Below are 25,559 nucleotides of genomic sequence, written 5' to 3' on the forward strand. Positions count from 1 at the left end.
GGTCATGTCCGCCTGGCCGGCCACATGGAGGACACCCCGCCCGGGCCGACGGATCAGCCGGTAGACATCGCGTCAGTCGCTGGCAGGGTCAGACCCGAGCGGGGCGTTATCAGTATCAACGTCGCTGGCGCTCCATCCGGGCACGCCGGTTGGCCGCTCCGCGGCACGCTCGCTGCGCTCGCACGCGGCATGCCCCAGCGGATGCGTGGGGCGTGAGAAAACTAGCGCCGGTCGTCCTTGCCGCCGCGGCCGTCGCTGCGGCGCAGGTAGCTCTCGAACGCCTGCGCGATCGCGTCGCCCGACGCCTCCGGGGCGTCGACCGTGTCGCGGGCCTGCTCGAGCTGGTGGATGTACTCGCGCATCTCCTCGTCGTCCGCGGCCGCGGCGTCGATGGTCGCCTCCCAGGTCGCGGCCTCGGCCGACAACGTGCCGCGCGGCACGTCGGCCGCCGCGAGCTCCTCGAGCCGGTCGAGCAGCGCGAGCGTGGCCTTCGGCGACGGCGTGTGGCCCGCGACGTAGTGGGGGACGCTCGCCCAGAGGCTCGCGGAGGGGATGCCCGCACGCTCGGCGGCGTCGCCGAGCACGCTGAGGACGCCGACCGGGCCCTCGTAGCTGCTGCGCTCGAGGCCGAGCGCCGCGCGCAGTGCCTCGTTGTCGCTGCCGGCGAAGATCGAGATCGGCCGGGTGTGCGGCACATCGGCCATCATCGAGCCGAGCGTGACGAAGCCGGTCACGTCCTCGCGCAGAGCCACGTCGACGAACTCCGCGGCGAACGCCTGCCACGCGCGGGCAGGCTCGACGCCGGTGAGCACCCAGAACTCCGTGCGCCCGTCGCGCGGTCCGACCGGGCGGTGGAGCGTCGCCTCGGGCCAGCGCAGTCCTCGGCGGCCCTCGCCGTCGGTCTCGACGGTCGGGCGCGTGTACTGGTAGTCGAAGTACAGCTCGGGATCGACGCTCACCACGGGCTCGTACTCGCCCTCGGACAGAAGGAGGTTGACCGCGCTCGTCGCGGCCTCGCCCGCGTCGTTCCATCCGTCGAACGCGGCGACGATGATCCTGCGTCCGAGGGTCGCGCCCTGCGGGGTGCCTGCGGTGTCGGCCTCGTGCTCCACTCGGCTCCTCTCCCTCCGCCCGGCGACGTGCCCGGCGGGACTTCGTCCCAGGATAGGCGCGTCGTGCGCGCCCGTGGCCTGACGCGCGCAATCGGCCCAGGCTTTCGTGAGGTGCGCCGCGGCTAGGCTGTCTCGGTGACTTCACCCCTTGAGTTCCCGGACGCGCAGCCCGGTTCCCGGCTCGCCGCCGTCCTGTGGGACATGGACGGCACCCTCGTCGACACCGAGCCGTACTGGATCGCGGCGGAGGCTCCGCTCGTCGCCGAGTACGGCGGCACCTGGACGCATGAGGACGCCCTCCGCCTCGTCGGCCTGAGCCTCTCCGACTCGGCCCGGATCCTGCAGGACGCGGGAGTGCGCCTCGGCGTCGACGAGATCATCTCGACGCTGACCGCCCGCGTCATCGCGATGTGCGCCGACAAGGGCGTGCCGTTCCGTCCGGGAGCGGTCGAGCTGCTGCGCGACCTGCGTGCGGCCGGGATCAAGACGGGTCTCGTGACGATGTCGTACCGCCACATGGCCCTGTCCATCCTGGATCTCATCGGCTTCGAGGCGTTCGACGTGGTCGTCGCGGGCGACGAGGTCTCGCGCCCGAAGCCCTTCGCCGACCCCTACCTGCAGGGTGCTGCGGCCCTCGGTGTCGACATCGCGGACACCGTCGCGATCGAGGACTCGCCGAATGGCCTGCGCTCGGCAATCGCGTCGGGGGCCGTGGCCCTCGGCGTGCCGAACATCCTGCCGCTCGACGACCTCGGCGCCGACGCGCTGTGGCCGACCCTCGCCGAGCGGACGGCCGCCGACCTGCGCGCGCTCCACGCGGAGCACGGCCCCGCGAAGGCGGACCTGGCGAGCGTCGTCCCGAGCGAGCGGAGCGAGACCAAGTGACCGAGATGCCCCGCCCCCGCGGCCCGTTCCGCTATGGCGACCGCGTGCAGCTGACCGGCCCCAAGGGGCGCATGCACACCGTCACGCTGCGCGAGGGCGGCGAACTCCACACGCACCATGGAGTGCTGAAGCACGAGCAGCTCATCGGGCACCCGGATGGCTCGGTGTTCGAGAACAGCTCGGGTCACGAGTACCTCGCGCTGCGCCCGCTGCTGCGGGACTTCGTCATGTCGATGCCGCGCGGCGCCGCGATCGTCTACCCGAAGGACGCCGCGGCGATCGTCGCGCAGGCCGACATCTTCCCCGGCGCGGTCGTGGTCGAGGCCGGTGTCGGATCCGGCGCCCTGTCGCTCTCGCTGCTGCGCGCCGTCGGCACCGAGGGCCGCCTCATCTCCTTCGAGCGCCGGGCCGAGTTCGCCGAGGTCGCGCGCGGCAACGTCGAGACGTTCTTCGGCGAGATGCCCGACTTCTGGGAGGTGCGCGAGGGAGACCTCGCCGAGGCGCTGCCGCGCACCGTCGAGGCGGGGTCGATCGACCGCGTTGTGCTCGACATGCTCGCCCCGTGGGAGGTCATGGACGCGGTGGCCGACGCCCTCACCCCCGGCGGCGTGGTGATCTGCTACGTCGCGACCGCCACCCAGCTCTCGCGCGTGGCGGAGTACATCCGCGGTACGGGCGCGTTCACCGAGCCCGAGGCGAACGAGACGATGGTCCGCGGCTGGCACGTCGAGGGCCTCGCGGTGCGCCCCGATCACCGCATGGTCGCCCATACCGGCTTCCTGATCTCGGCGCGGCGGCTCGCGCCGGGCGTCGTGGCGCCCGAGGTGAAGCGCCGCGCCTCGAAGAACAGCTTCTCGGACGAGGACGTCGAGATCTGGACGCCCGGTGCCGTCGGCGACCGAGACATCACCGACAAGAACCTGCGCAAGCGCATCCGCGAGGCGCAGAAGGGCGCCCAGGGCGCGCGCATCGCCTCGGGCCGGACGGCCGCCGACGACGCCCCGGCGGCGTCAGAGGCACCCGCGACGGACGCATAGACTGAACGGCATGCGGAGAACTACGGCCGTCCTCTCGATCGCCGCCCTCGTCGGACTCGGTCTCGTCGGCTGCGCGCCCGCGGGCACCGCGGCCGCCGACTGCGACCGCGTCGCCGACAGCGACCCGGCGACGATGTCGCTGATCGGGGTCTCGGGCGACCTCGCCTCCGCGCCTCAGCTCGACGTGCGGACGCCGTTCGTCGCGGAGGACGACGCCTACGCCGACATCGAGCACGGCGACGGGATGGCGATCACCCACCTCGACCAGCCGGGCGTGCTCGACATCTCGCTGTTCGACGGCGAGACCGGATCGAAGCTGCTCGGCACCGCCTACGACGGCGACCTCTCGTCGTTCAGCGCGTTCTCCGGCTGGACGCAGCAGTTCCCCGCGTTCGAGGACGCGCTGATGTGCGCGACCGAAGGATCCCGGATCGCGGTGGCGATCTCGCAGGACGGCATCGCCGAGGACGCGCGTGCCTACTACGAGCAGGCGGGACTTCCCGCCGAGGGCTCTCTCGTCGCCGTGATCGACGTCCGCAAGGTCCTGCCGCGTGCGGCATCCGGCCAGGTGCAGTTCAACGCCGGCATCGGACTTCCCTCCGTCGTCCGCACGCCCGATGGCGTCCCCGGCATCATCGTCCCCGATGCCGATGCACCGAAGGACGTCGTTGTGCAGACCCTGATCAAGGGCGACGGCCCGGCGCTCGGCGCCGACGACGCACCCGTCGTCCACTACACGGGCGTGACATGGGCCGAGCGCGAGGTGTTCGACTCGACCTGGCAGGCGCAGGAGGGGATGCCGGCGTCGCCGGTCGCCATCCCGCAGGACGAGGTCGTGCCCGGATTCGCGAAGGCTCTCGAGGGGCAGACGGTCGGCTCGCAGGTCATGGTCGTCATCCCGCCGGATCAGGGCTACGGCGAGGAGGAGCGCACCGGCATCCCGGCGAACTCCACCCTCGTGTTCGTCATCGACGTCCTCGGCACTGTCCCCGCCGACACGGTCGCCGCGCAGTAAGCGCGGGCCCGCGAGGGGCGCCCCGCGCCCTAGGATGGCCAGGTGGTCGAGCGGATCCAGGCGGAAGAGCGCCAGCTGAACCTGATCGTGGCCCTGATGGCCACCGAGATCGGGCTCACCAAGCAGCAGATCCTCGAGACGGTCTCCGGGTACCGCCAGCGCGCATCGGCGAAGCCGGACGCGCTGGAGAAGATGTTCGAGCGCGACAAGGACGACCTGCGCGAGCTCGGCGTCCCGATCGAGACCATCGGCGACAGCGCCGATCCGAACGATCTGCGCGAGGCGCGCTATCGCATCCCGAAAGCGGAATACGACCTGCCGGCCGATATCTCCTTCACCCCGGCGGAGGTGTCTATCCTGGCGCTCGCGGGTTCGGTGTGGAGCGAGGGCTCGCTGTCGAAGGACGCCACGACCGGGCTGCGCAAGATCCGCGCCCTGGGCATCGAGGTCGACGAGCCGATCATCGGCTTCGCGCCTCGGATGACCGTGCGCGAGCCGTCGTTCGCGCCGCTGCGCGACGCGATCGAGGCGTGTCGCGTCGTCACCTTCGACTACCTCAAGCCGGGGGAGGAGAAGCCCCGGCGTCGCACGGTGCGTCCCCTCGCGCTGATCGACTACGAGGGGCGCTGGCACGTGTACGCCCACGATGTCCAGGCCGACGGCGACCGGATGTTCCTGCTCTCCCGCATCGTCGGTGACGTCGTCGCGACGCGGGAGCGATTCGATCCGGCCCTGCGCGACGGCGCGGGGGAGCGCGCGCTGCAGGGACTGCAGGATGTCGCCGCCCGCAACCGCGCGCTGCTGGAGATCACGCCCGGAACCGAGGCCGCGCTGCGTCTCGCCCGGCGGGGCGAGCCGGCCGCGCAGGGCATGCGCGTGCCGTACGTCGACCTTCACATCTTCGCGGACGAGCTCGCCTCGTACGGACCCGAGGTCCGCGTGGTCGAGCCCGAGGTGCTGCGCGCCGCGGTCGTCGAGCGACTCCGCGCGGCCCGCGACGTGCACGAGAGCCAGGGGAGCGATGCATGAACGGCAAGCTGCTGACCCCCGACCGCGTGACGCTGTACCTCACGCTCGTGCCGTACCTCGTCGAGCGGGGCGAGGTGTCGCTCGAGGACGCCGCGCGCGACTTCGACGTCACTCCCGCGCAGATGCGCACGATGGTGGAGAAGCTGACGCTCATCGGCCGCCCCGAGCAGATGCCTGACGACCTGTTCGACATCAACTGGGACCTGCTCGACGAGCAGGGGATCATCGAGCTCACCCAGTCGGTGGGGCTCGAGCGCTCGCCCCGGCTCACTGCGCGCGAGGCCGCGGCGCTGCTCGGTGGGCTCCGTCTCGCCGGATCCCTTCCTGGCGTGGCGACGGGCGAGGTCTACGCGGGGCTCCTCGCGAAGCTCTCCCGCGGCGCGTCGGGCGCGCCGGCCGAGGTGGTCGTTGTGCCCGGACCGGTCGACGAGGTCCGCGCGCTGGTCTCCCAGGCCCTGCGCGACCAGGTCGCGCTGTCGTTCACCTACCGCCGACCCGACTCCGACCCGACGACCCGCACGGTCGATCCGGTGAAGGTCATCGTGACGGGCGGCCAGTGGTACCTGCAGGGCTGGTGCCACATGCGGCGCGCGATGCGGAACTTCCTGCTCGAGCGGGTCAGCGAGCCCCGCGTCACCGACCTGCCGATCGAGCACGCCCACGAACCCGTCCCCGAGCTGTTCGAGCCGGGCGAGAACGACGAGATCGCGGTCGTGCGGTTCCCGGACGAGCTCACCCCGCTCATCGCCGACTACCTGTCGGGGGCGGAGTCGACCTCATCCGGCGGCACCACCACCGTGCGCCTGCGGGTCTCGGACGCTCGCACCCTCAAGCGCCTTGCCGCGCGACGCGCCGGCCGGGTCGAGATCCTGGAGCCGGCGTCCGCCCGGCGCGCCGCGGCCGACTGGGCCGCCGAGGCGCTCGCGCTGTACGGCGAAGACACCTGACATCCGCCTCGGCGTCCCCCGGGACACCGGCGGTTAGACTGACGGTGATTCCCTCACCGCCGAACGATGGAGATCCCCCATGGGCAACCTGACCGGATGGCACCTGCTGATCCTCCTCGCCGTCATCCTCCTTCTGTTCGGTGCCGCGCGCCTTCCCGCGCTCGCGCGCAGCCTCGGCCAGTCCGCCCGCGTGTTCCGGGGCGAGATCAAGCAGATGAAGGCCGAGGACGAGCCCGCGCAGGGCACCGCCGACGCGTCGTCGGGCTACCCGGCATCGGGCCAGCAGGCAGACCGGATTCCCGCAGCGGGCGAGACGCGCACGGACGAACCCGGCACGCAGCCTCGCCCGTAACCGTGGTGGCTACCGAGCCCCCGGTCTCGAAGGACGATCAGCCGTACCGCGACCGGCGGATGTCGCTTGCCGACCACCTGATCGAGCTGCGTCGCCGGCTGATGATCGCCGCCGCCGCGCTCGTCGTCGGCATGGTGGTGGCGTTCTTCGTCACCGATCCGATCATCCAGTTCCTGCTTCACCCGATCGAGCTGGTCGCCGAGGAGCTCGGCGACGACTTCACGCGCCTGACGTACACAGGCGCGACGAGCTCGTTCGACATGCGCCTGAGGATCGCGTTCGCGATCGGCCTGCTGATCTCGGCGCCGATCTGGCTGTGGCAGATCTGGGCCTACGTGATGCCGGGCCTCACGCGCCGCGAGGTGCGGTACACGATCGGCTTCATGGCGACCGCCGTGCCGCTGTTCTTCGCGGGCTGCGCGGTCGCGGTGCTGATCCTTCCGCACATCCTGCTGATCATGGCGTCGTTCGTCCCGGAGTCGCAGTACGCGTCACAGATCTACGACGCCGAGCGCTACTACGACCTCGTGTTCAAGACGCTCATCGCGGTCGGCATCGCGTTCGTCACCCCGGTGTTCCTCGTGGCGCTCAACCTCGCGGGCATCCTGTCGGCGGTGGAGATCCTGAAGGGCTGGCGCGTCGCGATCGTGGTGGCCACCGCCTTCTCCGCCGTGGCCACGCCGGCGGCCGACGTCGTGTCGATGCTGATGCTGGCGGCCGTGCTCGTCGTGCTGTACTTCGCCGCGGTCGGCGTCGCGTTCCTGTTCGACCGGCGCAAGCGCAAGCGCGAGGACGCGCTGCTGACTGAGGCGACATGAGCGAGGGGACGCCCGCCGAGCGCTACGCCCTCGCGCGGGAGAACCGCGAGCACCCGCAGACGCACGCCTTCGCCGAGCTGCAGCGGTTCGAGCTCGACGACTTCCAGATCGAGGCCTGCCGCGCCCTGGAGGCCGGTCGCAGCGTGCTCGTGGCGGCGCCCACCGGCGCGGGCAAGACGATCGTCGGCGAGTTCGCCGTGCATCTGGCGATGCAGACGCCGAACCAGAAGGCGTTCTACACGACGCCGATGAAGGCGCTGTCGAACCAGAAGTTCCGCGAGCTGCAGGACGTCTACGGCGAGGACGAGGTCGGCCTGCTGACGGGCGACACGAACATCAACGGCGACGCGCGCGTGCTGGTCATGACGACCGAGGTGCTGCGCAACATGCTGTACGCCGACTCGCCGGCCCTGCGCGGCCTGCGGTACGTCGTGATGGATGAGGTCCACTACCTCGCCGACCGCTTCCGCGGGGCGGTGTGGGAGGAGGTCATCATCCACCTTCCCGCCGACGTCCGGCTTGTGTCGCTCAGCGCGACCGTGTCGAACGCCGAGGAGTTCGGCGACTGGCTCGACACCGTCCGCGGCGACACCGAGGTCATCGTCTCCGAGACGCGTCCCGTGCCCCTCGAGCAGCACGTGCTCGTCCGTGGCGACCTGCTGCCGCTGTTCGACGATCGCGCCGGCGCGGCGACGTCGGCGGTGAACCAGGAGCTCCTGCGGATGCGCGGCGGCCAGGCGTTCGCCGCGAACAGCTCGTTCTACGAGGCGCGTCGCGGCGGCAAGCGGCGGGGCGGGTATCAGCGACCCGGGCCCCCGCGGCGGGCGGAGCGGATCGACCGGCCAGAGGTCGTGCAGCTGCTCGAGCGATCGAACCTCCTGCCGGCGATCTTCTTCATCTTCAGCCGTGTCGGCTGCGACGCCGCCGTGCAGCAGGTGCGGCGGTCCGGGCTGCGGCTGACGACCGCCGAGGAGCGGCGGGAGATCCGCGAGATCGTGCTGTCGCGCACGGGCGCGCTGCCCGATGAGGACCTCGCGGCACTCGGCTACTTCGAATGGGTCGAGAACCTCGAGCGCGGCATCGCCTCCCACCACGCGGGGCTCCTGCCGGCGTTCAAGGAGGTCGTCGAGGAGCTGTTCCGGCGCAAGCTCGTGAAGGTCGTGTTCGCGACGGAGACGCTCGCCCTCGGGATCAACATGCCCGCGCGCACGGTCGTGCTCGAGAAGCTCGAGAAGTTCAACGGCGAGGCGCGCGTGGCGATCACGTCGGGCGAGTACACGCAGCTCACCGGACGTGCCGGGCGCCGAGGCATCGACGTCGAGGGTCACGCCGTCGTGCAGTGGACCGAGTCGATGGACCCGCAGTCCGTCGCCGCGCTCGCGTCGCGTCGCACCTATCCGCTGAACTCGAGCTTCCGGCCCACATACAACATGGCGGTCAACCTGATCGACCAGTTCGGGCGGCCGCGGGCGCGCGAGGTGCTGGAGTCGTCCTTCGCGCAGTTCCAGGCGGATCGCGCGGTCGTCGGTCTCGCCAGGCAGGTCAAGGAGGCCGAGGAGTCGCTCGCCGGCTACGAGAAGGCGATGACGTGCGAGCACGGCGACTTCGCCGAGTACTCGGGCATCCGCCGCGACCTCAGCGACCTCGAGCGGCTGAACAGCCGGGACGTCACGGCGGGGCGCGGCACGCGCGAGAAGCGGCAGCGCGAGATCAACGGCCTCCGCCGCCGCATGCAGCGACACCCCTGCCACCGCTGTCCCGATCGCGAGAAGCACGCCCGCTGGGCCGAGCGGTACTGGAAGCTGCGCCGGCAGAGCGACAAGACCCGCCGGCAGATCGAGAACCGCACGGGCACCGTCGCGCGGGTGTTCGACCGGATCATCGACGTGCTCACCGCCCTGGACTACGTGCGCCTCGACGGCGACGAGGCGACGCTGACCGACGCCGGCCGACGCATGCGGCGGATCTACGGGGAGCGCGACCTGCTGGTCGCCGAGTCGCTGCGCACGGGGATCTGGAAGAACCTCGACGCCGCATCGCTCGCGGCGCTCGCGTGCTGCCTCGTGTACGAGCCCCGCGGTCGCGACGACGGGGGAGCGGATCCTCGTTCCCTCCCGCGCGGCGCGTTCCGCATCGCCCTCGCCGAGACCGAGGAGCTGTGGGCCCGCCTCGACGACCTCGAGCAGGACAACCGCCTCCCCGGCACCGAGCCCGTCGCGACCGGGCTTGCCGCCGCCATGCACCTGTGGGCGCGCGGCGGGCTTCTCGACCGCGTCCTCATAGAGGCCGACATGGCCGCCGGCGACTTCGTCCGCTGGTCGAAGCAGACGATCGATCTGCTCGACCAGCTGTCCCAGGTCGCCGACGGCGAGCTCGCCCGCACCGCCCGCCGCGCGCTCGACGCCGTCCGCCGCGGCATCGTCGCCTACAGCTCGGTATGAGCCGCTCCCGTCCCGCGGCCGCACGCCGCCGTCGTCCCCCGATCCGTCCGCTCCTGCCGCTGGGGGCCGCGGCGATCGCCGCCGCGCTCGGCGGGTTCGCCCTCGACGCCTCGTTCCCCGCGCTCGGGATCTGGGCGCTCGCGCCGGTGGCGGTCGCGCTATCGCTCGTGTCGCTGATCGGCCGCCGCGCGGGCGGGGCGCTGCTCGTCGGCCTCGCCTTCGGCGCCGCGTTCTGGTTCCCGCACATCGACTGGTCCGCGCAGTTCCTCGGCGACAACCCCCAGGCGTGGGTGCCGTGGGTCGCCCTCGCCGGCCTGCAGACGGTCTTCACCGGCCTCGGCGCCATCCCGATCGCCCTCGCCTACGGTTGGTTCCCGCACGGCCGCTGGCCGCGGCTGGTGGGGCTGCCGCTCCTGGTGGCGGCGCTCTGGACCGCGAGGGAGCTCGTCACGAGCAACTGGCCCTACGGCGGCTTCGCCTGGGGCCGGATCGGGATGAGCCAGTCAGCGAGCCCGCTCGCGGAAGTCGCCTCCTGGGTGGGCGTGACGGGTCTGACATTCCTGATCGTCCTGTTCTGCGCCGCGGTCATCGAGGTCGTGCGGGTGCGCGGAAGGCGCCTGCCCGCCCTGATCCCCGCGACCGCGACGGCGCTCATCCTGCTCCTCGTCCCGCAGTGGCAGACCTCCACCGCGGGCACGCTCAGCGTCGGCGCGGTGCAGGGGAACGGCCCCACGGCCTACTTCGACGAGCGCGAGGACTGGGCAATCCTGCGCGCGCAGCTCGAGGCGTCCGAGCCGCTGAAGACCGAGCCCGTCGACCTCGTGGTGTGGCCGGAGGGCGGGGTCGACTACGACCCGCTGCAGGATCCCGTCACCGCGGCCGAGCTCTCGAACGCCGCGCGCGCGTATGGCGCGCCGATCCTGATGAACGCCGCCTCGGTCAAGGGCGAGGACGTGTTCAACACGTCGATGCTGTGGACGGCCGACGGTGCCGACGTCGCCGGGGGCCTCCAGACCCACGCCAAGCGTCATCCGGTGCCGTTCGGCGAGTACGTGCCGGATCGGCCGTTCTTCGAGGCGATCGTGCCCGACCTGATCGGGATGATCGGACGCGAGTACACGCCGGGAACGGACGCGCCGGTCGTGCGCCTCGCGGACACGGTCGTCGGCCTCGCGATCTGCTTCGACGTGATCGCGGACGACCTGATCCGGGAGGGCGTGCGAGATGGCGCCCAGGTGTTCATGTTCCAGACAAACAACGCCGACTTCCGCGGCACCGACGAGAACCTGCAGCAGCTCGCCTTCGCGCGCATGCGGGCGATCGAGACCGGACGCACCGTCGTCAACCTCTCGACGGTCGGCACGAGCCAGATCATCGCCCCCGACGGCGCGACGGTCTCGGCCCTCGGCGTGGATCAGTCGGGGCTGCTCGTCGGCGAGGTCGAGCTCCGGGAAGGACTGACGCCCGGCGTCGTCGTGGGCCCGGCCGTGCAGCTCATGATCCTGTGGGGCGCCGTTCTCGGTCTCGGGCTGGTGGCCGCGCTTCACTTCACTCGGCCTGGGTCCAAGGCCCGCCCCGCCGCCCGCCGCGCACGGGGCCGCTCGGACGCCCAGCGCGTCGAGGCGCTGTTCCGCTGACGGTGCGCGCGCATCCTGCGGCCCCGGCCGCGCACCGGCGCACAGGCTGGCCCGCCCGGATGCAGGCTCATGGGCATCAGCAGGCGCCGCGCGTCACATCCAGCCTGTCGACGGGCGTCGTCTGACGCGCGCGGTCGCTCTCGCGCAACCCCCTGCGACGGATCCATCCGGGTGCCTAGGATCGGGGCATGACGATCGATGGAACGCCCGACGAGATCGAGCAGAGCTGGTGGTACAACTCCCGCACCGGTGAGGTGGAGCACGGCCCCGAGTCGCCGTCGATCCACCGGATCGGCCCGTTTGCGAGCAAGGAGGAGGCGTCGCGTGCGCCCGAGGTGCTCGCCGCCCGCTCGAAGGCGTGGGACGAGGACGAGAAGCGCGAGGACAGCTGGGGCGGCACCCCCTGATCCGTCCGATCGCCGCCGATCGGGGTCATCCGGACCGCGTCGGCAGCGCGGTCGCGCGCCCTCGGACCAGTAGGCTGATCGAGCGGCACTGCGGCCGCGTTCGACCGGCCGACGCCACCCCCGAAGGGACACGATGGACAAGCAGCGGGACTTCGTACTGCGCACGATCGAGGAGCGCGGCGTCAAGTTCGTGCGCCTCTGGTTCACGGACGTCGTCGGCACGCTCAAGTCGGTCGCGATCGCTCCCGCGGAGGTCGAGGGCGCGTTCAGCGAGGGAATCGGCTTCGACGGCTCGGCCATCGAGGGCCTGACCCGCACGTACGAGTCCGACCTGCTCGCGCACCCGGACCCGACGACGTTCCAGATCCTGCCGTGGCGGGGCGAGATCGATCCGACCGCCCGCATGTTCTGCGACCTGACGACGCCGGATGGGCAGCCCGCGGTCGCGGACCCCCGCAACGTCCTCAAGCGCACCCTCGCGAAGGCGGCGGACGCCGGATTCACGTTCTACACGCACCCCGAGATCGAGTTCTACCTGCTGAAGTCCGACAAGCCGGGCCCGCACGGCCTCGAGCCGGTCGACCGCGCCGGGTACTTCGACAACGTCCCCGGCGGCACGGCGCACGACTTCCGCCGCCGCTCGGTGCGGATGCTCGAGGACCTCGGCATCTCGGTCGAATACAGCCACCACGAGGGCGGACCGGGCCAGAACGAGATCGACCTGCGCTACGCCGACGGCCTGACGATGGCGGACAACATCATGACGTTCCGCACGGTCGTCAAGGAGGTCGCGATCGAGGAGGGCGTGCACGCCACGTTCATGCCGAAGCCGCTCCACGGCGAGCCCGGCAGCGGCATGCACACGCACATGTCGCTCTTCGAGGGCGACACGAACGCCTTCTACGAGGAGGGCGCGCAGTACCAGCTCTCGAAGACCGGACGCCGCTTCATCGCGGGCCTGCTGCGCCACGCGAACGAGATCGCGCTCGTGACCAACCAGTTCGTGAACTCGTACAAGCGCCTGTGGGGCGGTGACGAGGCCCCGAGCTACATCACCTGGGGTCACAACAACCGCTCGGCGCTTGTGCGCGTGCCGCTGTACAAGCCGGGCAAGAGCCAGTCGGCGCGCATCGAGCACCGCGGTATCGACTCGGCCGCGAACCCGTACCTCGCCTACGCGCTGATGCTCGCCGCCGGCCTGAAGGGCATCGAGGAGGAGTACGAGCTCCCCGCCGAGGCCGAGGACAACGTCTGGGCGCTGAGCGAGTCGGAGCGCCGCGCACTGGGCTACCGCCGCCTTCCCTCCAGCCTGTTCGACGCGATCCGCTACATGGAGGAGAGCGAGCTCGTCGCCGAGACCCTCGGCGAGCAGGTCTTCAGCTACGTCCTCAGCAACAAGCGTCGCGAGTACGAGCAGTACCGCTCGCAGGTCACGCCGTTCGAGCTGAAGCACAGCCTCGACATCATCTGAGCCGCGCTTCATGGCTCCGGATCGTGCGTCATCGCTGACGCAGCTCGCGCGACTCGGCTTCTCGCGTTTCGACGACGCCGAGACGCACCTGGCAGAGCTGAGCGAGCTCGTCGGCATCGCGCGCGAGACGCTGCTCGCCGAAGCGAGCCGCGCCGCGGATCCGGACGAGGCCCTCGCCGGCCTCGTGCGCGTCGCGCGACGCCGCGCCCAGGCGGTGCGCGACGTCCTGCAGGATGAGCGCGGCCGGGAGGTCGTGTGGCGCCTGCTCGGGGCGTCCCGCGGCTTCGCCGACTTCTATCTGCGCCGGCCGGAGCAGCTCGCCGCCCTGCCGGGAGCGGGGCGGAGACTTCCCACGACCGAGGAGCTGAGACGTGCCCTCGGCGCGGCGGTCGGCGCCGACGAGGACGGCTTCGCGGCATCCGGTGACGAGGCATCCTGGATCGACCTGCGGGTCGCCTATCGTGCGCAGCTGGCAGAGATCGCCGTGTACGACCTCATGCACCCGGATCCGGTGGAGATCGTCCACGCGGTGAGCGCGGCCCTCGCGGACGCCGCCGGCGCGGCGCTGGACGCGTCCCTCGCGATCGCCCGGACGAAGGTGACGAACTCGGGCGGCTTCGGCGGCTTCCCGCGCGACGAGGTGCTGCGGACGCGGCTCGCCATCATCGGGATGGGAAAGTCCGGGGCGCGTGAGCTGAATTACGTCAGCGACGTCGACGTGATCTTCGTCGGCGAGCCGGCCGCGGGGACCGAGCTCTCCGAGGCGCGCGCGATCGAGATCGCGACGCGGCTCGCGATCCAGACGATGCGGGGAATCGACGGCATCGAGGCCGAGCCCGCGCTGTGGGAGGTCGACCCGAACCTGCGGCCGGAGGGCAAGCAGGGCGCCCTTGTGCGCACCCTCGAGTCGCACATCGCCTACTACGACCGCTGGGCCAAGAGCTGGGAGTTCCAGGCGCTGCTGAAGGCGCGACCGCTCGCGGGCGATCCCACCCTCGGCGAGGCGTACGTCGCGGCGACACAGCCGAAGGTCTGGTCGAGCTCGCAGCGCGAGGACTTCGTCGACAGCGTCCAGCGCATGCGCGAGCGCGTGATGGAGCACATCCCCGCCGAGGACGTCCCGCATCAGGTCAAGCTCGGGCCCGGTGGCATCCGCGACATCGAGTTCGCCGTGCAGCTGCTGCAGCTTGTGCACGGGCGGTCGGATGAGGACGTCCGCCACCGCGGCACGCTGAACGCCATCGACGCGCTCGAGGCCGGCGGCTACATCGGGCGCGAGGAGGCCGCGGTCTTCGCGCGCGACTACCGCACACTGCGCCTGATCGAGCACCGGCTGCAGCTCGTCGGACTCTCGCGCACGCACCTCATGCCGCGCACCGAGGACGGCCTGCGCCGCCTCGCCCGCGCCACGGGCCTCGCCGAGTCGGCGGACGGCGTAGAGGAGGTCTGGGAGGACATCAAGCGCGAGGTGCGCGAGATCCACGTGCGCCTGTTCTACCGACCACTGCTCTCGGCCGTGGCCCGCCTTCCCCAGGACGAGGGATCGCTCACGGAGGAGCAGGCGCGCGACCGCCTCGCCGCCATCGGCTTCCGCGAGCCCGCCGTGGCGCTGCGGCACATCGGAGCCGTCACGAGCGGCCTCAGCCGCAAGGCGACGATCCAGCGCCACCTCATCCCGGTCATGCTGCGGATGTTCGCCGAGGGCGCGGATCCGGACTACGGCCTCGTCGCCTTCCGGCGCATCAGCGAGCGGCTGGGGGAGACGCCCTGGTTCCTGCGCATGCTGCGCGACTCCTCGGGCGCGGCCGAGCGGCTGACCCGACTGCTGTCCGCGTCGCGCTACGCGGGCGAGCTGATGGAGTGGATCCCCGAGTCGGTCGCCTGGCTCGACAACGACGAGCAGCTGCGGCCGCGGTCCGGGCCGTCCCTCGAGGAGGAGGCGCGGGCCATCCAGACCCGGCACGACACCATCGAGGATGCCATGCGGGCCGTGCGGGCGCTGCGCCGCCGCGAGATGCTCCGCACCGCGATGGGCGCCGTGCTGGGCGTCACCACGCTCGAGCAGCTGAGCGACGCGCTCACCACGATCACCGAGGTGACGCTGCGGGCAACGCTGCGCGCCGTGAGACGCGAGGTCGTGCCGGAGGACGACGCATCGCTCGACTTCGCGATCATCGGCATGGGTCGCTTCGGCGGCGCCGAGCTCGGCTTCGGCTCGGACGCGGACGTCCTCTACGTGTACCGGACCGAGGCGGTGGAGCCGCATCGCGCCGAGACGCTGGCGCTGAAGATCGTGGCCGAGCTGCGCCGCGTCTCGGAGGACTTCCGCCTGCCGCTCGAGCTCGACGCCGACCTGCGCCCCGAGGGCCGCAAGGGCCCCATCGTGCGCTCGCTCGACGCCTACGCGGAGTACTACCGCCGCTGGTCGGTGTCGTGGGAGGCCCAGGCCCTGCTGCGGGCGCGTGGGGTCGCGGGATCCGTGAAGCTCATCGACGCATTTATGCAGCTCGCCGACGACGTCCGCTACCCCGAGCAGCCCGACGCGCAGGCGGTGCGCGAGATCAAGCGCATCAAGGCACGCGTCGAGACCGAGCGCCTTCCGCAGCGCATCGACCCGACTCGGCACCTCAAGCTCGGACCCGGCGGCCTCAGCGACGTGGAGTGGCTCGTACAGCTGCTGCAGCTGCAGCACGCCCGCACGGTTCCCGGCCTGCGCACGACCTCGACTCTCGCGGCACTGGACGCCGCGGTGGAGGCGGGCCTCGTCATCGCGGAGGACGCCGCCCTGCTGCGGGCCGCGTGGCTGCTCGCCGCGCGTCTTCGCTCGGCGAACACGCTGCTGTCGGGCCAGACGAGCGACGTCCTGCCCACCGACCGGCGCCTGCTGGACGGCATCGGCCGCATCCTCGAATACCCGCCCCACAGCGCCACGCAGCTCGAGCAGGACTGGCTGGGCACCGCCCGCCGCGCCCGCCGCGTCTTCGACCGCCTGTTCTACGGCTGACCTCGCCACCGCTGCGGATCCTGCGCGTGCGGGTGAGGCTGCGTTCCGCGGCCGAGACTGCGCTCCGCGGCCGAGACTGCGCTCTGCGCGCGAGACTGCGCTCTGCGCGCGAGACGACGTGTGGCGACTGCTGTCTCGCCCGCCCGCTGCTGTCTCGTGGCCGGGCGCGCCGGCTGATCACGCAACAACGACGGAGGCCCCGCCACCTCGAAAGGTGACGGGGCCTCCGTGCGGGGTCTGGATCAGACGCCGTAGTACAGCTCGAACTCGAACGGGTGCGGGCGCTGGGCCATCGGCTTGATCTCGTTCTCGTGCTTGTAGTCGATCCACGTGTCGATCAGCTCGTCGGTGAACACGCCACCGGCGGTGAGGAACTCGCGGTCCTTGTCGAGCGCGTCGAGCGAGTCGACGAGGGAGTTCGGAACCTGGGGGATGTTCTTCGCCTCCTCGGCCGGCAGCTCGTACAGGTCCTTGTCGACCGGCTCGTGCGGCTCGATGCGGTTCTTGATGCCGTCGATGCCGGCCATCAGCTGCGCCGCGAACGCGAGGTACGGGTTGCCCGACGAGTCGGGGGCGCGGAACTCGATGCGCTTCGCCTTCGGGTTCGAACCCGTGATCGGGATGCGGATGGCCGCCGAGCGGTTACCGGCCGAGTAGACGAGGTTGACCGGGGCCTCGAAGCCCTTGACCAGGCGGTGGTACGAGTTCAGCGTGGGGTTCGTGAACGCGAGGACGGCGGGAGCGTGCTTCAGCAGGCCGCCGATGTACCAGCGGGCGATGTCCGAGAGCTGCGCGTAGCCCTTCTCGTCGTAGAAGAGCGGCTTGCCGTCGGCCCACAGCGACTGGTGCGTGTGCATGCCCGAGCCGTTGTCGCCGAAGAGCGGCTTCGGCATGAACGTCGCCGTCTTGCCCCACTCCTCGGCGGTGTTCTTCACGATGTACTTGAACTTCAGGATGTCGTCCGCCGAGTGGACCATCGTGTCGAACTTGTAGTTGATCTCGGCCTGGCCGGCGGTGCCCACCTCGTGGTGCGAGCGCTCGACCTCGAGGCCCGCCTCGATGAGCTTCAGCACGATGTCATCGCGGATGTCGGCCTGCTTGTCGACCGGCGAGACCGGGAAGTAGCCGCCCTTGTACGGGGTCTTGTTCGCGAGGTTTCCACCCTCTTCCTCGCGGCCCGAGTTCCACGCGGCCTCCTCGGAGTCGACCGAGTAGAAGCTCTTGCCCTGCGAGACCTCGTAGCGGACGTCGTCGAAGATGAAGAACTCGGCCTCAGGCGCGAAGAACGCGGTGTCGGCGATGCCGGTCGAGGCGAGGTACTTCTCGGCCTTCTTCGCGACCTGGCGCGGGTCCTTGGAGTAGATCTCGCCGTTGCGCGGGTTGTAGATGTCGAACACCATGATCAGCGTCTTCGCCTCGCGGAACGGGTCGAGGTACGCGGTCGTGACGTCGGGGATCAGCTGCATGTCCGACTCGTTGATGTTCGCGAAGCCTCGGATCGAGGAGCCGTCGAACAGCTGTCCCACCGTGAAGAAGTCCTCATCGACAGTCGAGGCCGGGATGTTGAAGTGCTGCTGAACACCGGGAAGGTCGGTGAAGCGGATGTCGAGGAACTTGACATCGTTGTCCTTGATGAACTTCAGCACCTCGGATGAGTCGTTGAACATTGAGGCTCCAGATTGGTGGGACTTCGGGTGGGGATCGCCTGGAACGCAGGTGACGCCACGACCGTATAGGTGGGGCATTGCCCAAGGGTGTCCCTTATGTTTCCGGCATGTTACGGCGGCCCTCGGAAGGCGCGCCCGCCAGGGCGATCTAGGCTGGAGCGATGCGCCGTAACGAGCGGCCGAAGGGACTCGAGATGACCACCTCCGCAGACGCGTACCCCGGCCAGCGACTGGGGTTGCCGCCGACCGGACGCGGAAGCGTGGCGCGGGTCCCGCGACGCCTCGCCGGGCTCGCGATCGACTGGCTCGCTGCTGTCGTCATCTCCATCGCCTTCTTCGACTACGACCCGCTCGCGACGATGGCGATCTTCGCCGTGGTGCACATCCTGTTCATCCCGACGATCGGCGGCAGCCCCGGCCATCGGATCGCGGGGATGCGCCTGCAGCTCGCGACCGGCGGATGGCCCGGCCTGTGGCGTCCGATCGTTCGGACGCTGCTGCTGGTGCTCGTGATCCCTGCCGTGATCTGGGATCCGGATCAGCGCGGCCTCCACGATCGCGCCGCCGGCACCATCCTGGTCCGCGCGTAGCGGGCGCGGGCCGCCCGAGGCGGCGTCCCCGGAGATGGGAGAAGCCCCGCCGTGGCGGGGCTTCTCAGGTCAGGATCAGCGCGGACGCGGTGCGCGTGCCTTGGTCGGATCGATTCCCTTGGGGATCGGCAGCGACGCGAGCGACTGCGACACCGACTCGATGCGCTGGACCACGGCGCCCATCGTGGCGCGGTCGATGGCCTTCGGGTACGACTTGATCGTGCGGACGAGCTCGGCGATCGAGACCTCGTCCTCGCCGTGTCCGACGTAGAGCTCGTGGACGGGGACCCCGTTCGCGACCCGGCTGACCTTCATCCGCTCGTCGCGCATGAGGCGCGTCAGGCGGCCGCGGCTTCCCTCGCCGACGATGACCACGCCGCCGCGGCCGACCGCGCGGTACACGGCCTCCTGCGTCTTCGGGTTCACACCCACGGGCATCTCGCTCGAGCGCCAGTTGCGGCCGAGCATCGTCGACAGGACGTGGCCGGTGGCGCCGGGCATTCCGTCGAGCTTGCGGTACATCGCCTTGGTCGAGAGGCGCGTGAGCGTCATCATCGCGGCGAGCAGGCCGAGCATAAGACCGGCAAGACCCCACAGGATGAGGCCGAGCGGGTCGGGCTGGAGCAGCACGCCCAGCAGGATGCCGACCGCGAGACCCAGCACCAGGATGCCGAGCAGCAGCCAGCCGAGCCACGGGTACACCTCGCGTGTGAAGGTGAACAGGGACCGGATCTGCCGGAAGAAACCGGGGCGCTTCTCTGCCTCGGGGGTGCGTGCTGCCATACCTCCAGACTACCCAGTGCCCGGCGACGTTCCGACCCGTCCGGTGCCGCAGCGACCCGTCCACAGGCCGATGTTCGCGCAGGGCGATGCACACCTGCGGCATCGAGCCCCACGGCGACGCGCTGCGGCGCAGGATTGCCGCATGTCCGCCACCGCTCGCCCCTCTGACGCGCCGTCCGTCCTCGACCCCGCGCCGGCCGGGTCCGAGCCGCCCCTCACGGACGCCTATCGACCCATTCGGCGCATCGCCCTGCCGCACGCGCCCGTGGCGGGGATGCTCGCCGCGGCGGGGGAGCGGCGCGTGCTGCTCGCCGACGCCGAGGCCTGCGCCGGTCGCGTCTTCCTCGGCAGGTCGGATCTTCCCCACCACCTCCTGGTCCCCCTCGACCTCGTCCGGCGCGCCGACGGCCACGACCTCGAGCTTCCCTGGTGCCGCGAGCCGCTCGCGCGCCTGCTCGACCGTCGCGCGGCGGAGAACAGGCCGCTGGCGGGCGGCGAGCTGGTGACCGTCGCCGTGAGCCTCGCGCGCGGCGCGTGCGAGGCGTGGGAGGACGTCCCGCCGGAGGCCGAGCCGCCGCCCGGCCGGTGGTGGATCGACGACGAGGGGCGCCCGCTGTTCGCGCCGGCGGATGACGGCGCTCCCGTGGCGGAGGAGGCGAGTGCGCTCCTCGCGCGGGCCGCCGCGCACACGAAGGACCGGGTGCTGCGCCGAGTGATCGAGGAGGCGCGAGACGCCCTCGAACGACCGCGCCGGCTTCACCGCGCACTGGGGGCGCTCGAAGACGCGCTGTTCGAGTGCTACGCGCCCAGGGCGATCGAGCGCGGCGAGGGAAGGGCAGCGGATGCCGGTGCGGTCGTGCGCCTCGACGACGCACCGGAGCTTCCCGCGGGGCCGAGCCCGGGTGCGAGTCTTGCCGGCATCCTCGGGCACTTCACGGATCCGGGCCTCGCCGACGCCGTAGGAGACGCGCTCGACAGGACGCGCACCGCGGCGCGGCGCGCCCTGGGCACGGGGCGGAGACTGCCGGTGCTGGTGGGAGCGGCCGCGGCGGTGCTCGTTGTGGTCGGCGGGCTCATGTGGCCGTCGGATCCGGAGCCGGCCGATGCCCACGCGGCGAAGGGCGCCACGCCCACACCCTCGGCGACCGCGCCCGCCACCGCCGCGCCGGGGGTGCCGACTCCCGAACCGAGCGGCACCGCCGATGCCCCGGCCGAGGACGCGCAGGCCGCGGCCGAGCGGCTGCTCGCGGAACTCGCCGACTGCGCCGCGCACGGCGACCCGCTGTGCGAGGGCATCCGGGACGACCCCGCGGAGCCTTTCCCGGACGAGGTGCTCGCCGCGGTGGCCGCGTCGGCCGAGGCCGTGCTGCTCGACGACTACGGCGACGTGGCGGTCTTCCGCGTCCAGGATGCGGACGGCGCGCCGCAGGCCGTGCTGATGCAGCTCGTCAGGCTCGACGGCCGCTGGCTCATCCGCAGCGCGCAGGCTCTCTCGGGAGCAGGATGAGCCCCCGCGTGAATGCGGAAGGGGCCCGACCGGCGAGATGCCGGCCGAGCCCCTTCAGGCAGCGGGTCAGATGCCGAGGTCGCCCGTGAAGGCAGCCTCCTCGAGACGGGCCTTGACCGCCGACAGGAAGCGGGCCGCGTCGGCGCCGTCGATCGTGCGGTGGTCGTAGGACAGCGCGAGGTAGACGTACGAGCGGATGCCGATGGCCTCCACGCCGTCGACCTTCACGACACCGGGACGCTTGTAGACGATTCCCGTGCCGAGGATCGCCGACTGCGGCAGGAACACGACGGGGGTGTCGAACAGCGCGCCACGCGAACCGGTGTTGGTCAGCGTGAACGTGCCGCCCGCGAGCTCGTCGGGCTTCAGCTTGTTGTCGCGCGTGCGCGCGGCGAGGTCGGCGATCTCGGTCGAGATCTGAGCGAGGTTCTTCGTCGCCGCGTCGCGCAGCACCGGAGTGAGCAGGCCGCGCGGCGTGTCGACCGCGATCGAGATGTTCTCGGACGCGGGGTAGACGATGTTCTCGCCGTCCAGCGTCGAGTTGATGATCGGGTACGCCTGCAGCGCCTCGGCCGCGGCGAGAGCGAAGAACGGAAGGAACGACAGCTTGCCGCCGGTCTTCGCGACGAAGTCGCTCTGCACCTGGCTGCGCAGAGCGGCGACCTTCGTCACATCCACCTCGACCACGGTGGTGAGCTGCGCCGTCGAGTTCATCGACTCGACCGCGCGCGACGCGAGCACCTTGCGCAGGCGCGACATCGGCTGGGTCGTGCCGCGCAGCTCCGAGACCTCGAGCTTCGTGGCGGGAGCGGCCTGGGCGGGCGCCTCGGCGGCGGCGGGAGCCGAAGCGGTCTCCGCAGCCTTCAGGACGTCCTCCTTGCGGATTCGGCCGCCGACACCGGTGCCCGTGACGGTCGCCAGGTCGACGCCGTTCTGCGCGGCGAGGCGGCGCACCAGCGGCGTGACGTAGACCTTGTCGTCGTCCGCCGAGGGCGTGAACGTGGGCGCGGCGGGCTCGGCCTTCGGGGCCTCCTGCGCCGGAGCCGAGGGCTGGGCCGGAGCGGCGGGCTGCGCCGGCGCGGCCGGAGCCGGGGCCTCCTGAGCCGGAGCCGGGGCCTCCTGTGCCGGGGCCTCCTGTGCCGGCGCCTCCTGTGCGGGCGCCTCCGGGGCGGCCGGAGCCTCCTGCGCGGCAGCCGGGGCGCCGCTGCCGACGCGGGCGAGCACGGCGCCGACCTCGACGGTCTCGTCCTCCTGGACGAGGATCTCCTGGATCACGCCGGCGACCGGCGAGGGGATCTCGGTGTCGACCTTGTCGGTCGAGATCTCCAGCAGCGCCTCGTCGACGGCGATCTCGTCGCCGACCTTCTTCAGCCAGCGGGTGACCGTTCCCTCGGTGACGCTCTCGCCGAGCTCGGGAAGCACGATGTCGGTGGCGTCGCCGGACGAGCTCGGGGCCGGCGCCGTCTCGGCGACCGGTGCGGGCTGCTCGGCGGGGGCCTCGGCGGCGGGCGCGGGCGCCTGCTCGGCCGGCGCCTGCTCCGCCGGAGCGGCCTCGGCGGGCGCCTGCTCGGCGGGCGCCTGCTCGGCGGCCGGCGCGTCGTCCTGCGCGCCGGAGCCCGAGCCGTCGCCGATCTTCGCCAGCACGGCGCCGACCTCGACGGTCTCGTCCTCCTGAACGAGGATCTCCTCGATCACGCCTGCGACGGGCGACGGGATCTCGGTGTCGACCTTGTCGGTCGAGATCTCCAACAGGGCCTCGTCGACGGCGATCGTGTCGCCGACCTTCTTCAGCCAGCGGGTGACCGTTCCCTCGGTGACGCTTTCGCCGAGTTCGGGGAGGACCACGGAAGTACTCATGTCGGAGTCTCCTTCAGGATTCGATGACGTTCTACAGCTTAGTGACGTGCGGTCCTCGGATCGGGCCGCATCGGGTTTCAGATCGCGTGAAGCGGCTTGCCCGCAAGAGCCAGGAAGGCCTCGCCGAGCGCCTCGCTCTGGGTGGGGTGGGCGTGGATGAGCGGCGCGATGTCCTCGGGGTGCGCCTCCCAGGCGACCGCGAGCTGCCCCTCCGTGATGAGCTCGCCCACCCGGTCGCCGAGCAGGTGCACGCCCAGGATGGGGCCGTCGACGCGGCGCACGACCTTGACGAGCCCGCCCGTGCCGATGATCTCGCTCTTGCCGTTTCCGGCCAGGTTGTACTCGTACGAGGTCACGCCCTCGGCGCCGTGCTCGGCGACCGCCTGCGCCTCCGTCAGCCCGACGGAAGCCGCCTCGGGATGGGAGTAGGTGACCTTCGGGATCTGCGTCTCGGGAACGGGCACGGGATCGAGCCCCGCGATCGCCTCGGCGACGAAGATGCCCTGCTGGAACCCGCGGTGAGCGAGCTGGAGGCCGGGCACGATGTCGCCCACGGCCCACACCCCCTCCGCGGTCGTGCGCAGTCGCTCGTCGACCGTGACGAAGCCGCGATCCAGCGAGACGCCGGCCTCCTCGAAACCCAGACCGGCGGTTGCCGGCCCACGGCCGACGGCGACCAGCAGGTAGTCGGCGCGAAGCGAGGCGCCGTCCTCGAGCGTGACCGTGACGCCGTCGCCATCCTGCGTCGCCGAGGCGAAGCGGACGCCGAGGCGCGCCTGGATGCCGCGCTTGCGGTATGCGCGCTCGAGGCCCTTGCTGAGAGCGATGTCCTCGTTCGGGATCAGGTGTTCGAACGCCTCGACGATCGTGACCTCGGCGCCGAAGGAACGCCACACGCTGGCGAACTCGACGCCGATCACGCCGCCGCCGAGGATGATGACGCTTCCCGGGACCTCGTCGAGGGCGAGGGCGCCCTCGCTCGTCAGGATGCGGCCGCCGATCTCCAGGCTCGGCAGGGTGCGGCTGTACGAGCCGGTGGCCAGCACGACGTCGCGGCCCGTGTACGTGTCGTCTCCGACCCGGACAGTGCGTCCGGCCTCGAGCCGTCCCTCGCCCGCGATCACGGTGATCCCGCGACGGGCGATGAGGCCCTCGAGGCCCTTGAACTTCTTCGCGACGATTCCCTCGCGGTACGCGCGCAGGCCGGCTGGGTCGATGCCGCCGAGCGAGGCGGTCACGCCGTACGAGGCGGCCTCGCGCACGGAATCGGCGACCTCGGCCGCGTGGAGCAGCGCCTTCGTGGGGATGCACCCGCGGTGAAGGCACGTGCCGCCGAGGCGGTCCTTCTCGATCAGTGCGACGGTCTTGCCGAGCTCGGAGGCGCGCAGCGCGGCGGCGTATCCGCCGCTGCCGCCGCCGAGGACGACGACGTCGAAGTCGTGAGCGGTCACTGCACCTCTCCACCCGCGGCGACGAAATCGATCAGCGCGCGGATGCTGGCCCCCGTGGGCCCCTTGTCCGTGAAGCCGTAGGCGGCGCTCGCGCTCATGGCGGAGCCGGCGATGTCGAGGTGCACCCACGGGATCCGCGGGGCGTCGTCGCCGTCACCCGTGCGACCGACGAAGTGCTGCAGGAACAGCCCCGCGTACAGGGCGCCGCCGTTGCGGTTTCCCATGTCGGCGTTGCGGAGATCGGCGACGCGCGACTCGAGCTGCTCGGCGATGTGCTCAGGCAGGGGGAGCGGCCAGGCGAGCTCTCCGGTGCGGTCGGCCGAGCGCAGGAACGCGTCGACCGCATCGCCGTGGCCCATCACGCCGGTGTGGCGCGTGCCCAGGGCGGCCATCACGGCGCCGGTCAGGGTCGCGACGTCGACGATGACATCCGGGTTCTCGCGGCTCGCCGCGACCAGGCCGTCGGCGAGGACGAGGCGTCCCTCGGCATCGGTGTTCGTCACCTCGACCGTGGTGCCGTCGAGCATGGTGAGCACGTCTCCCGGGCGCGTGGCGCGGCCCGAGGGCATGTTGTCGGCGATGCACATCCAGCCGGTGACGCGCACGGGGAGCTCGAGCTGCGCGGCGGCGCGGACGACGGCGAGCACCTCGGCGGCGCCGGTCATGTCCTCGTTCATGCCGAGCATCGAGGCCGCGGGCTTGAGCGAGAGGCCGCCGGTGTCGAACGTGATCCCCTTGCCGACGAGCGCGATGTGGCGCTGCGCGCCCTCCGGCGCCCACTCGAGGCGCACGAGGCGGGGCGGGCGGTCCGATCCCTTGCCGACGCCGAGGATGCCGCCGAAGCCGCCCTCCTCGAGGGCCTCCTCGTCGTACACGGTCACGTCGATGTCGAGATCGGCCGTGGCGGCCACCGCGGCCTCGGCGAGCTGCTCCGGGCTCTGGCGGTCGGCCGTGGTCGAGACGAGATCCTTCACCAGGGCGACCGCCTCGGCGGCCGCGCGCACCGTGGCGAGCTCGGCGTCGTCGACCGGGCCGGGCACGTGCACGATGACCGAGGAGGCGCGACGCTTCTTCTTCGCCTTCTCCGGATCCTGCGTCTTGTACGACTCGAACGAGTAGGCACCGAGGGATGCGCCCTCGGCGGCGGCGCGCCAGGCGTCGTCAACATCGGCGGCGACGTGCACCGCGACGGTGTCGAAGCCGGTCAGCATCCGTGCGGCGGTGCCGACGGCCTCGCGGACGGCGGTGGCGTCCGGATCCGATCCGAGACCGACGACCGCGAGCGGACGGTCGGTCACGTCGGGGGCGTAGACGCGGGCGAACGAGTTCTTCGCGCCGGTGAATCCCGTGGCGTCGAGCGCCGGGCGCAGGCCGGGAAGGTCGAGTTCGTCGCCCTCGGCGAACGAGGGAAGCGCCAGGATCGCGGCCTCCGCGCTTTCCTGGGGGAACGAGTCTTGGGTCAGCGCGAGAGCGGGAATCGGCATTCCTCCATCCTAGGTACGCGCAGAGCGGAACAGGTCCCGGGCACTCCGGGGGCTCGTAGCATGGA

Annotated in this window: 20 protein-coding genes; 14 read left to right on the forward strand and 6 right to left on the reverse strand. The window is 71.5% G+C overall.

Going from position 1 to position 25,559, the window contains the following annotated elements:
* Positions 1–221: 221 nt before the first annotated feature.
* Entirely contained in the window at positions 222–1,112 is an 891-nt protein-coding gene (locus IR155_RS06790) for a PAC2 family protein (RefSeq protein ID WP_233441141.1), read from the reverse strand.
* Between the two features lie 135 nt (positions 1,113–1,247).
* Between IR155_RS06790 and IR155_RS06795 the strand changes: the two genes are divergently transcribed.
* From IR155_RS06795 to IR155_RS06850, 12 genes are all read left to right on the forward strand, one after another.
* On the forward strand, positions 1,248–1,997 hold the full coding sequence (locus IR155_RS06795; RefSeq protein WP_267899513.1) for an HAD family hydrolase: 750 nt from the start codon (positions 1,248–1,250) through the stop codon (positions 1,995–1,997).
* Between the two features lie 5 nt (positions 1,998–2,002).
* Positions 2,003–3,034, forward strand: a complete 1,032-nt coding sequence (locus tag IR155_RS06800; protein ID WP_194210306.1) for a tRNA (adenine-N1)-methyltransferase — start codon at positions 2,003–2,005, stop codon at positions 3,032–3,034.
* A gap of 10 nt (positions 3,035–3,044) precedes the next feature.
* A complete protein-coding gene (locus IR155_RS06805) occupies positions 3,045–4,049 on the forward strand; it encodes an FKBP-type peptidyl-prolyl cis-trans isomerase (protein WP_135114092.1) in 1,005 nt (334 codons plus the stop codon).
* 42 nt (positions 4,050–4,091) lie between these two features.
* Positions 4,092–5,078, forward strand: coding sequence for a helix-turn-helix transcriptional regulator (locus IR155_RS06810; RefSeq protein WP_233441142.1), 987 nt, complete (start codon positions 4,092–4,094; stop codon positions 5,076–5,078).
* Entirely contained in the window at positions 5,075–6,025 is a 951-nt protein-coding gene (locus IR155_RS06815) for a helix-turn-helix transcriptional regulator (RefSeq protein ID WP_135114093.1), read from the forward strand. The genes IR155_RS06810 and IR155_RS06815 overlap by 4 nt, the downstream gene beginning before the upstream one ends.
* Positions 6,026–6,104: 79 nt before the next feature.
* Positions 6,105–6,377, forward strand: a complete 273-nt coding sequence (tatA, locus tag IR155_RS06820) for a Sec-independent protein translocase subunit TatA (protein ID WP_135114094.1) — start codon at positions 6,105–6,107, stop codon at positions 6,375–6,377.
* Between the two features lie 59 nt (positions 6,378–6,436).
* Positions 6,437–7,195, forward strand: a complete 759-nt coding sequence (tatC, locus tag IR155_RS06825) for a twin-arginine translocase subunit TatC (protein ID WP_135114146.1) — start codon at positions 6,437–6,439, stop codon at positions 7,193–7,195.
* A complete protein-coding gene (locus IR155_RS06830; RefSeq protein WP_135114095.1) occupies positions 7,192–9,636 on the forward strand; it encodes a DEAD/DEAH box helicase in 2,445 nt (814 codons plus the stop codon). The genes tatC and IR155_RS06830 overlap by 4 nt, the downstream gene beginning before the upstream one ends.
* Complete coding sequence (gene lnt, locus IR155_RS06835) at positions 9,633–11,273, forward strand: apolipoprotein N-acyltransferase (protein WP_135114096.1); 1,641 nt, start codon at positions 9,633–9,635, stop codon at positions 11,271–11,273. Before IR155_RS06830 ends, lnt begins: the two co-directional genes overlap by 4 nt.
* Before the next feature lie 188 nt (positions 11,274–11,461).
* Positions 11,462–11,680, forward strand: coding sequence for an SPOR domain-containing protein (locus tag IR155_RS06840; protein WP_135114097.1), 219 nt, complete (start codon positions 11,462–11,464; stop codon positions 11,678–11,680).
* A 133-nt stretch (positions 11,681–11,813) separates the two neighbouring features.
* A complete protein-coding gene (gene glnA, locus IR155_RS06845; protein WP_135114098.1) occupies positions 11,814–13,151 on the forward strand; it encodes a type I glutamate--ammonia ligase in 1,338 nt (445 codons plus the stop codon).
* A 10-nt stretch (positions 13,152–13,161) separates the two neighbouring features.
* A complete protein-coding gene (locus IR155_RS06850) occupies positions 13,162–16,155 on the forward strand; it encodes a bifunctional [glutamine synthetase] adenylyltransferase/[glutamine synthetase]-adenylyl-L-tyrosine phosphorylase (protein WP_135114099.1) in 2,994 nt (997 codons plus the stop codon).
* 242 nt (positions 16,156–16,397) lie between these two features.
* Here IR155_RS06850 and glnA (IR155_RS06855) read toward each other — a convergent pair whose 3' ends face one another.
* A complete protein-coding gene (gene glnA, locus IR155_RS06855; RefSeq protein ID WP_135114100.1) occupies positions 16,398–17,822 on the reverse strand; it encodes a type I glutamate--ammonia ligase in 1,425 nt (474 codons plus the stop codon).
* A 194-nt stretch (positions 17,823–18,016) separates the two neighbouring features.
* On the opposite strand from glnA (IR155_RS06855), the gene IR155_RS06860 reads away from it, so the two are divergent.
* Complete coding sequence (locus IR155_RS06860; protein WP_135114101.1) at positions 18,017–18,412, forward strand: RDD family protein; 396 nt, start codon at positions 18,017–18,019, stop codon at positions 18,410–18,412.
* Between the two features lie 75 nt (positions 18,413–18,487).
* Here the strand turns inward: IR155_RS06860 and IR155_RS06865 are convergent, their stop codons facing one another.
* Positions 18,488–19,195, reverse strand: a complete 708-nt coding sequence (locus IR155_RS06865) for a DUF4191 family protein (RefSeq protein ID WP_135114102.1) — start codon at positions 19,193–19,195, stop codon at positions 18,488–18,490.
* A 142-nt stretch (positions 19,196–19,337) separates the two neighbouring features.
* Between IR155_RS06865 and IR155_RS06870 the strand changes: the two genes are divergently transcribed.
* Complete coding sequence (locus IR155_RS06870) at positions 19,338–20,702, forward strand: hypothetical protein (protein WP_135114103.1); 1,365 nt, start codon at positions 19,338–19,340, stop codon at positions 20,700–20,702.
* Between the two features lie 66 nt (positions 20,703–20,768).
* Here the strand turns inward: IR155_RS06870 and sucB are convergent, their stop codons facing one another.
* The 3 genes from sucB to IR155_RS06885 all read right to left on the reverse strand — a co-directional run bounded on the left by sucB (position 20,769) and on the right by IR155_RS06885 (position 25,494).
* On the reverse strand, positions 20,769–22,559 hold the full coding sequence (sucB, locus tag IR155_RS06875; RefSeq protein ID WP_135114104.1) for a 2-oxoglutarate dehydrogenase, E2 component, dihydrolipoamide succinyltransferase: 1,791 nt from the start codon (positions 22,557–22,559) through the stop codon (positions 20,769–20,771).
* A 77-nt stretch (positions 22,560–22,636) separates the two neighbouring features.
* Entirely contained in the window at positions 22,637–24,010 is a 1,374-nt protein-coding gene (gene lpdA, locus IR155_RS06880) for a dihydrolipoyl dehydrogenase (RefSeq protein WP_135114105.1), read from the reverse strand.
* Positions 24,007–25,494, reverse strand: a complete 1,488-nt coding sequence (locus IR155_RS06885) for a leucyl aminopeptidase (RefSeq protein WP_135114106.1) — start codon at positions 25,492–25,494, stop codon at positions 24,007–24,009. Before IR155_RS06885 ends, lpdA begins: the two co-directional genes overlap by 4 nt.
* Positions 25,495–25,559 lie beyond the last annotated feature (65 nt).

Origin of the sequence: Microbacterium paludicola (assembly GCF_015235415.1) — a bacterium.
Lineage (GTDB): Bacteria > Actinomycetota > Actinomycetes > Actinomycetales > Microbacteriaceae > Microbacterium > Microbacterium paludicola.

Bases quoted from the DNA above. Each gene is read 5' to 3' on its own strand.
- glnA (WP_135114100.1), bottom strand. From the start codon at position 17,822: ATGTTCAACGACTCATCCGAGGTGCTGAAGTTCATCAAGGACAACGAT.
- IR155_RS06805 (WP_135114092.1), top strand. From the start codon at position 3,045: ATGCGGAGAACTACGGCCGTCCTCTCGATCGCCGCCCTCGTCGGACTC.
- IR155_RS06865 (WP_135114102.1), bottom strand. From the start codon at position 19,195: ATGGCAGCACGCACCCCCGAGGCAGAGAAGCGCCCCGGTTTCTTCCGG.
- tatC (WP_135114146.1), top strand. From the start codon at position 6,437: ATGTCGCTTGCCGACCACCTGATCGAGCTGCGTCGCCGGCTGATGATC.
- IR155_RS06840 (WP_135114097.1), top strand. From the start codon at position 11,462: ATGACGATCGATGGAACGCCCGACGAGATCGAGCAGAGCTGGTGGTAC.
- IR155_RS06860 (WP_135114101.1), top strand. From the start codon at position 18,017: ATGACCACCTCCGCAGACGCGTACCCCGGCCAGCGACTGGGGTTGCCG.
- IR155_RS06800 (WP_194210306.1), top strand. From the start codon at position 2,003: ATGCCCCGCCCCCGCGGCCCGTTCCGCTATGGCGACCGCGTGCAGCTG.
- lnt (WP_135114096.1), top strand. From the start codon at position 9,633: ATGAGCCGCTCCCGTCCCGCGGCCGCACGCCGCCGTCGTCCCCCGATC.
- sucB (WP_135114104.1), bottom strand. From the start codon at position 22,559: ATGAGTACTTCCGTGGTCCTCCCCGAACTCGGCGAAAGCGTCACCGAG.
- IR155_RS06870 (WP_135114103.1), top strand. From the start codon at position 19,338: ATGTCCGCCACCGCTCGCCCCTCTGACGCGCCGTCCGTCCTCGACCCC.
- glnA (WP_135114098.1), top strand. From the start codon at position 11,814: ATGGACAAGCAGCGGGACTTCGTACTGCGCACGATCGAGGAGCGCGGC.
- IR155_RS06830 (WP_135114095.1), top strand. From the start codon at position 7,192: ATGAGCGAGGGGACGCCCGCCGAGCGCTACGCCCTCGCGCGGGAGAAC.
- tatA (WP_135114094.1), top strand. From the start codon at position 6,105: ATGGGCAACCTGACCGGATGGCACCTGCTGATCCTCCTCGCCGTCATC.
- IR155_RS06815 (WP_135114093.1), top strand. From the start codon at position 5,075: ATGAACGGCAAGCTGCTGACCCCCGACCGCGTGACGCTGTACCTCACG.
- IR155_RS06850 (WP_135114099.1), top strand. From the start codon at position 13,162: ATGGCTCCGGATCGTGCGTCATCGCTGACGCAGCTCGCGCGACTCGGC.
- IR155_RS06885 (WP_135114106.1), bottom strand. From the start codon at position 25,494: ATGCCGATTCCCGCTCTCGCGCTGACCCAAGACTCGTTCCCCCAGGAA.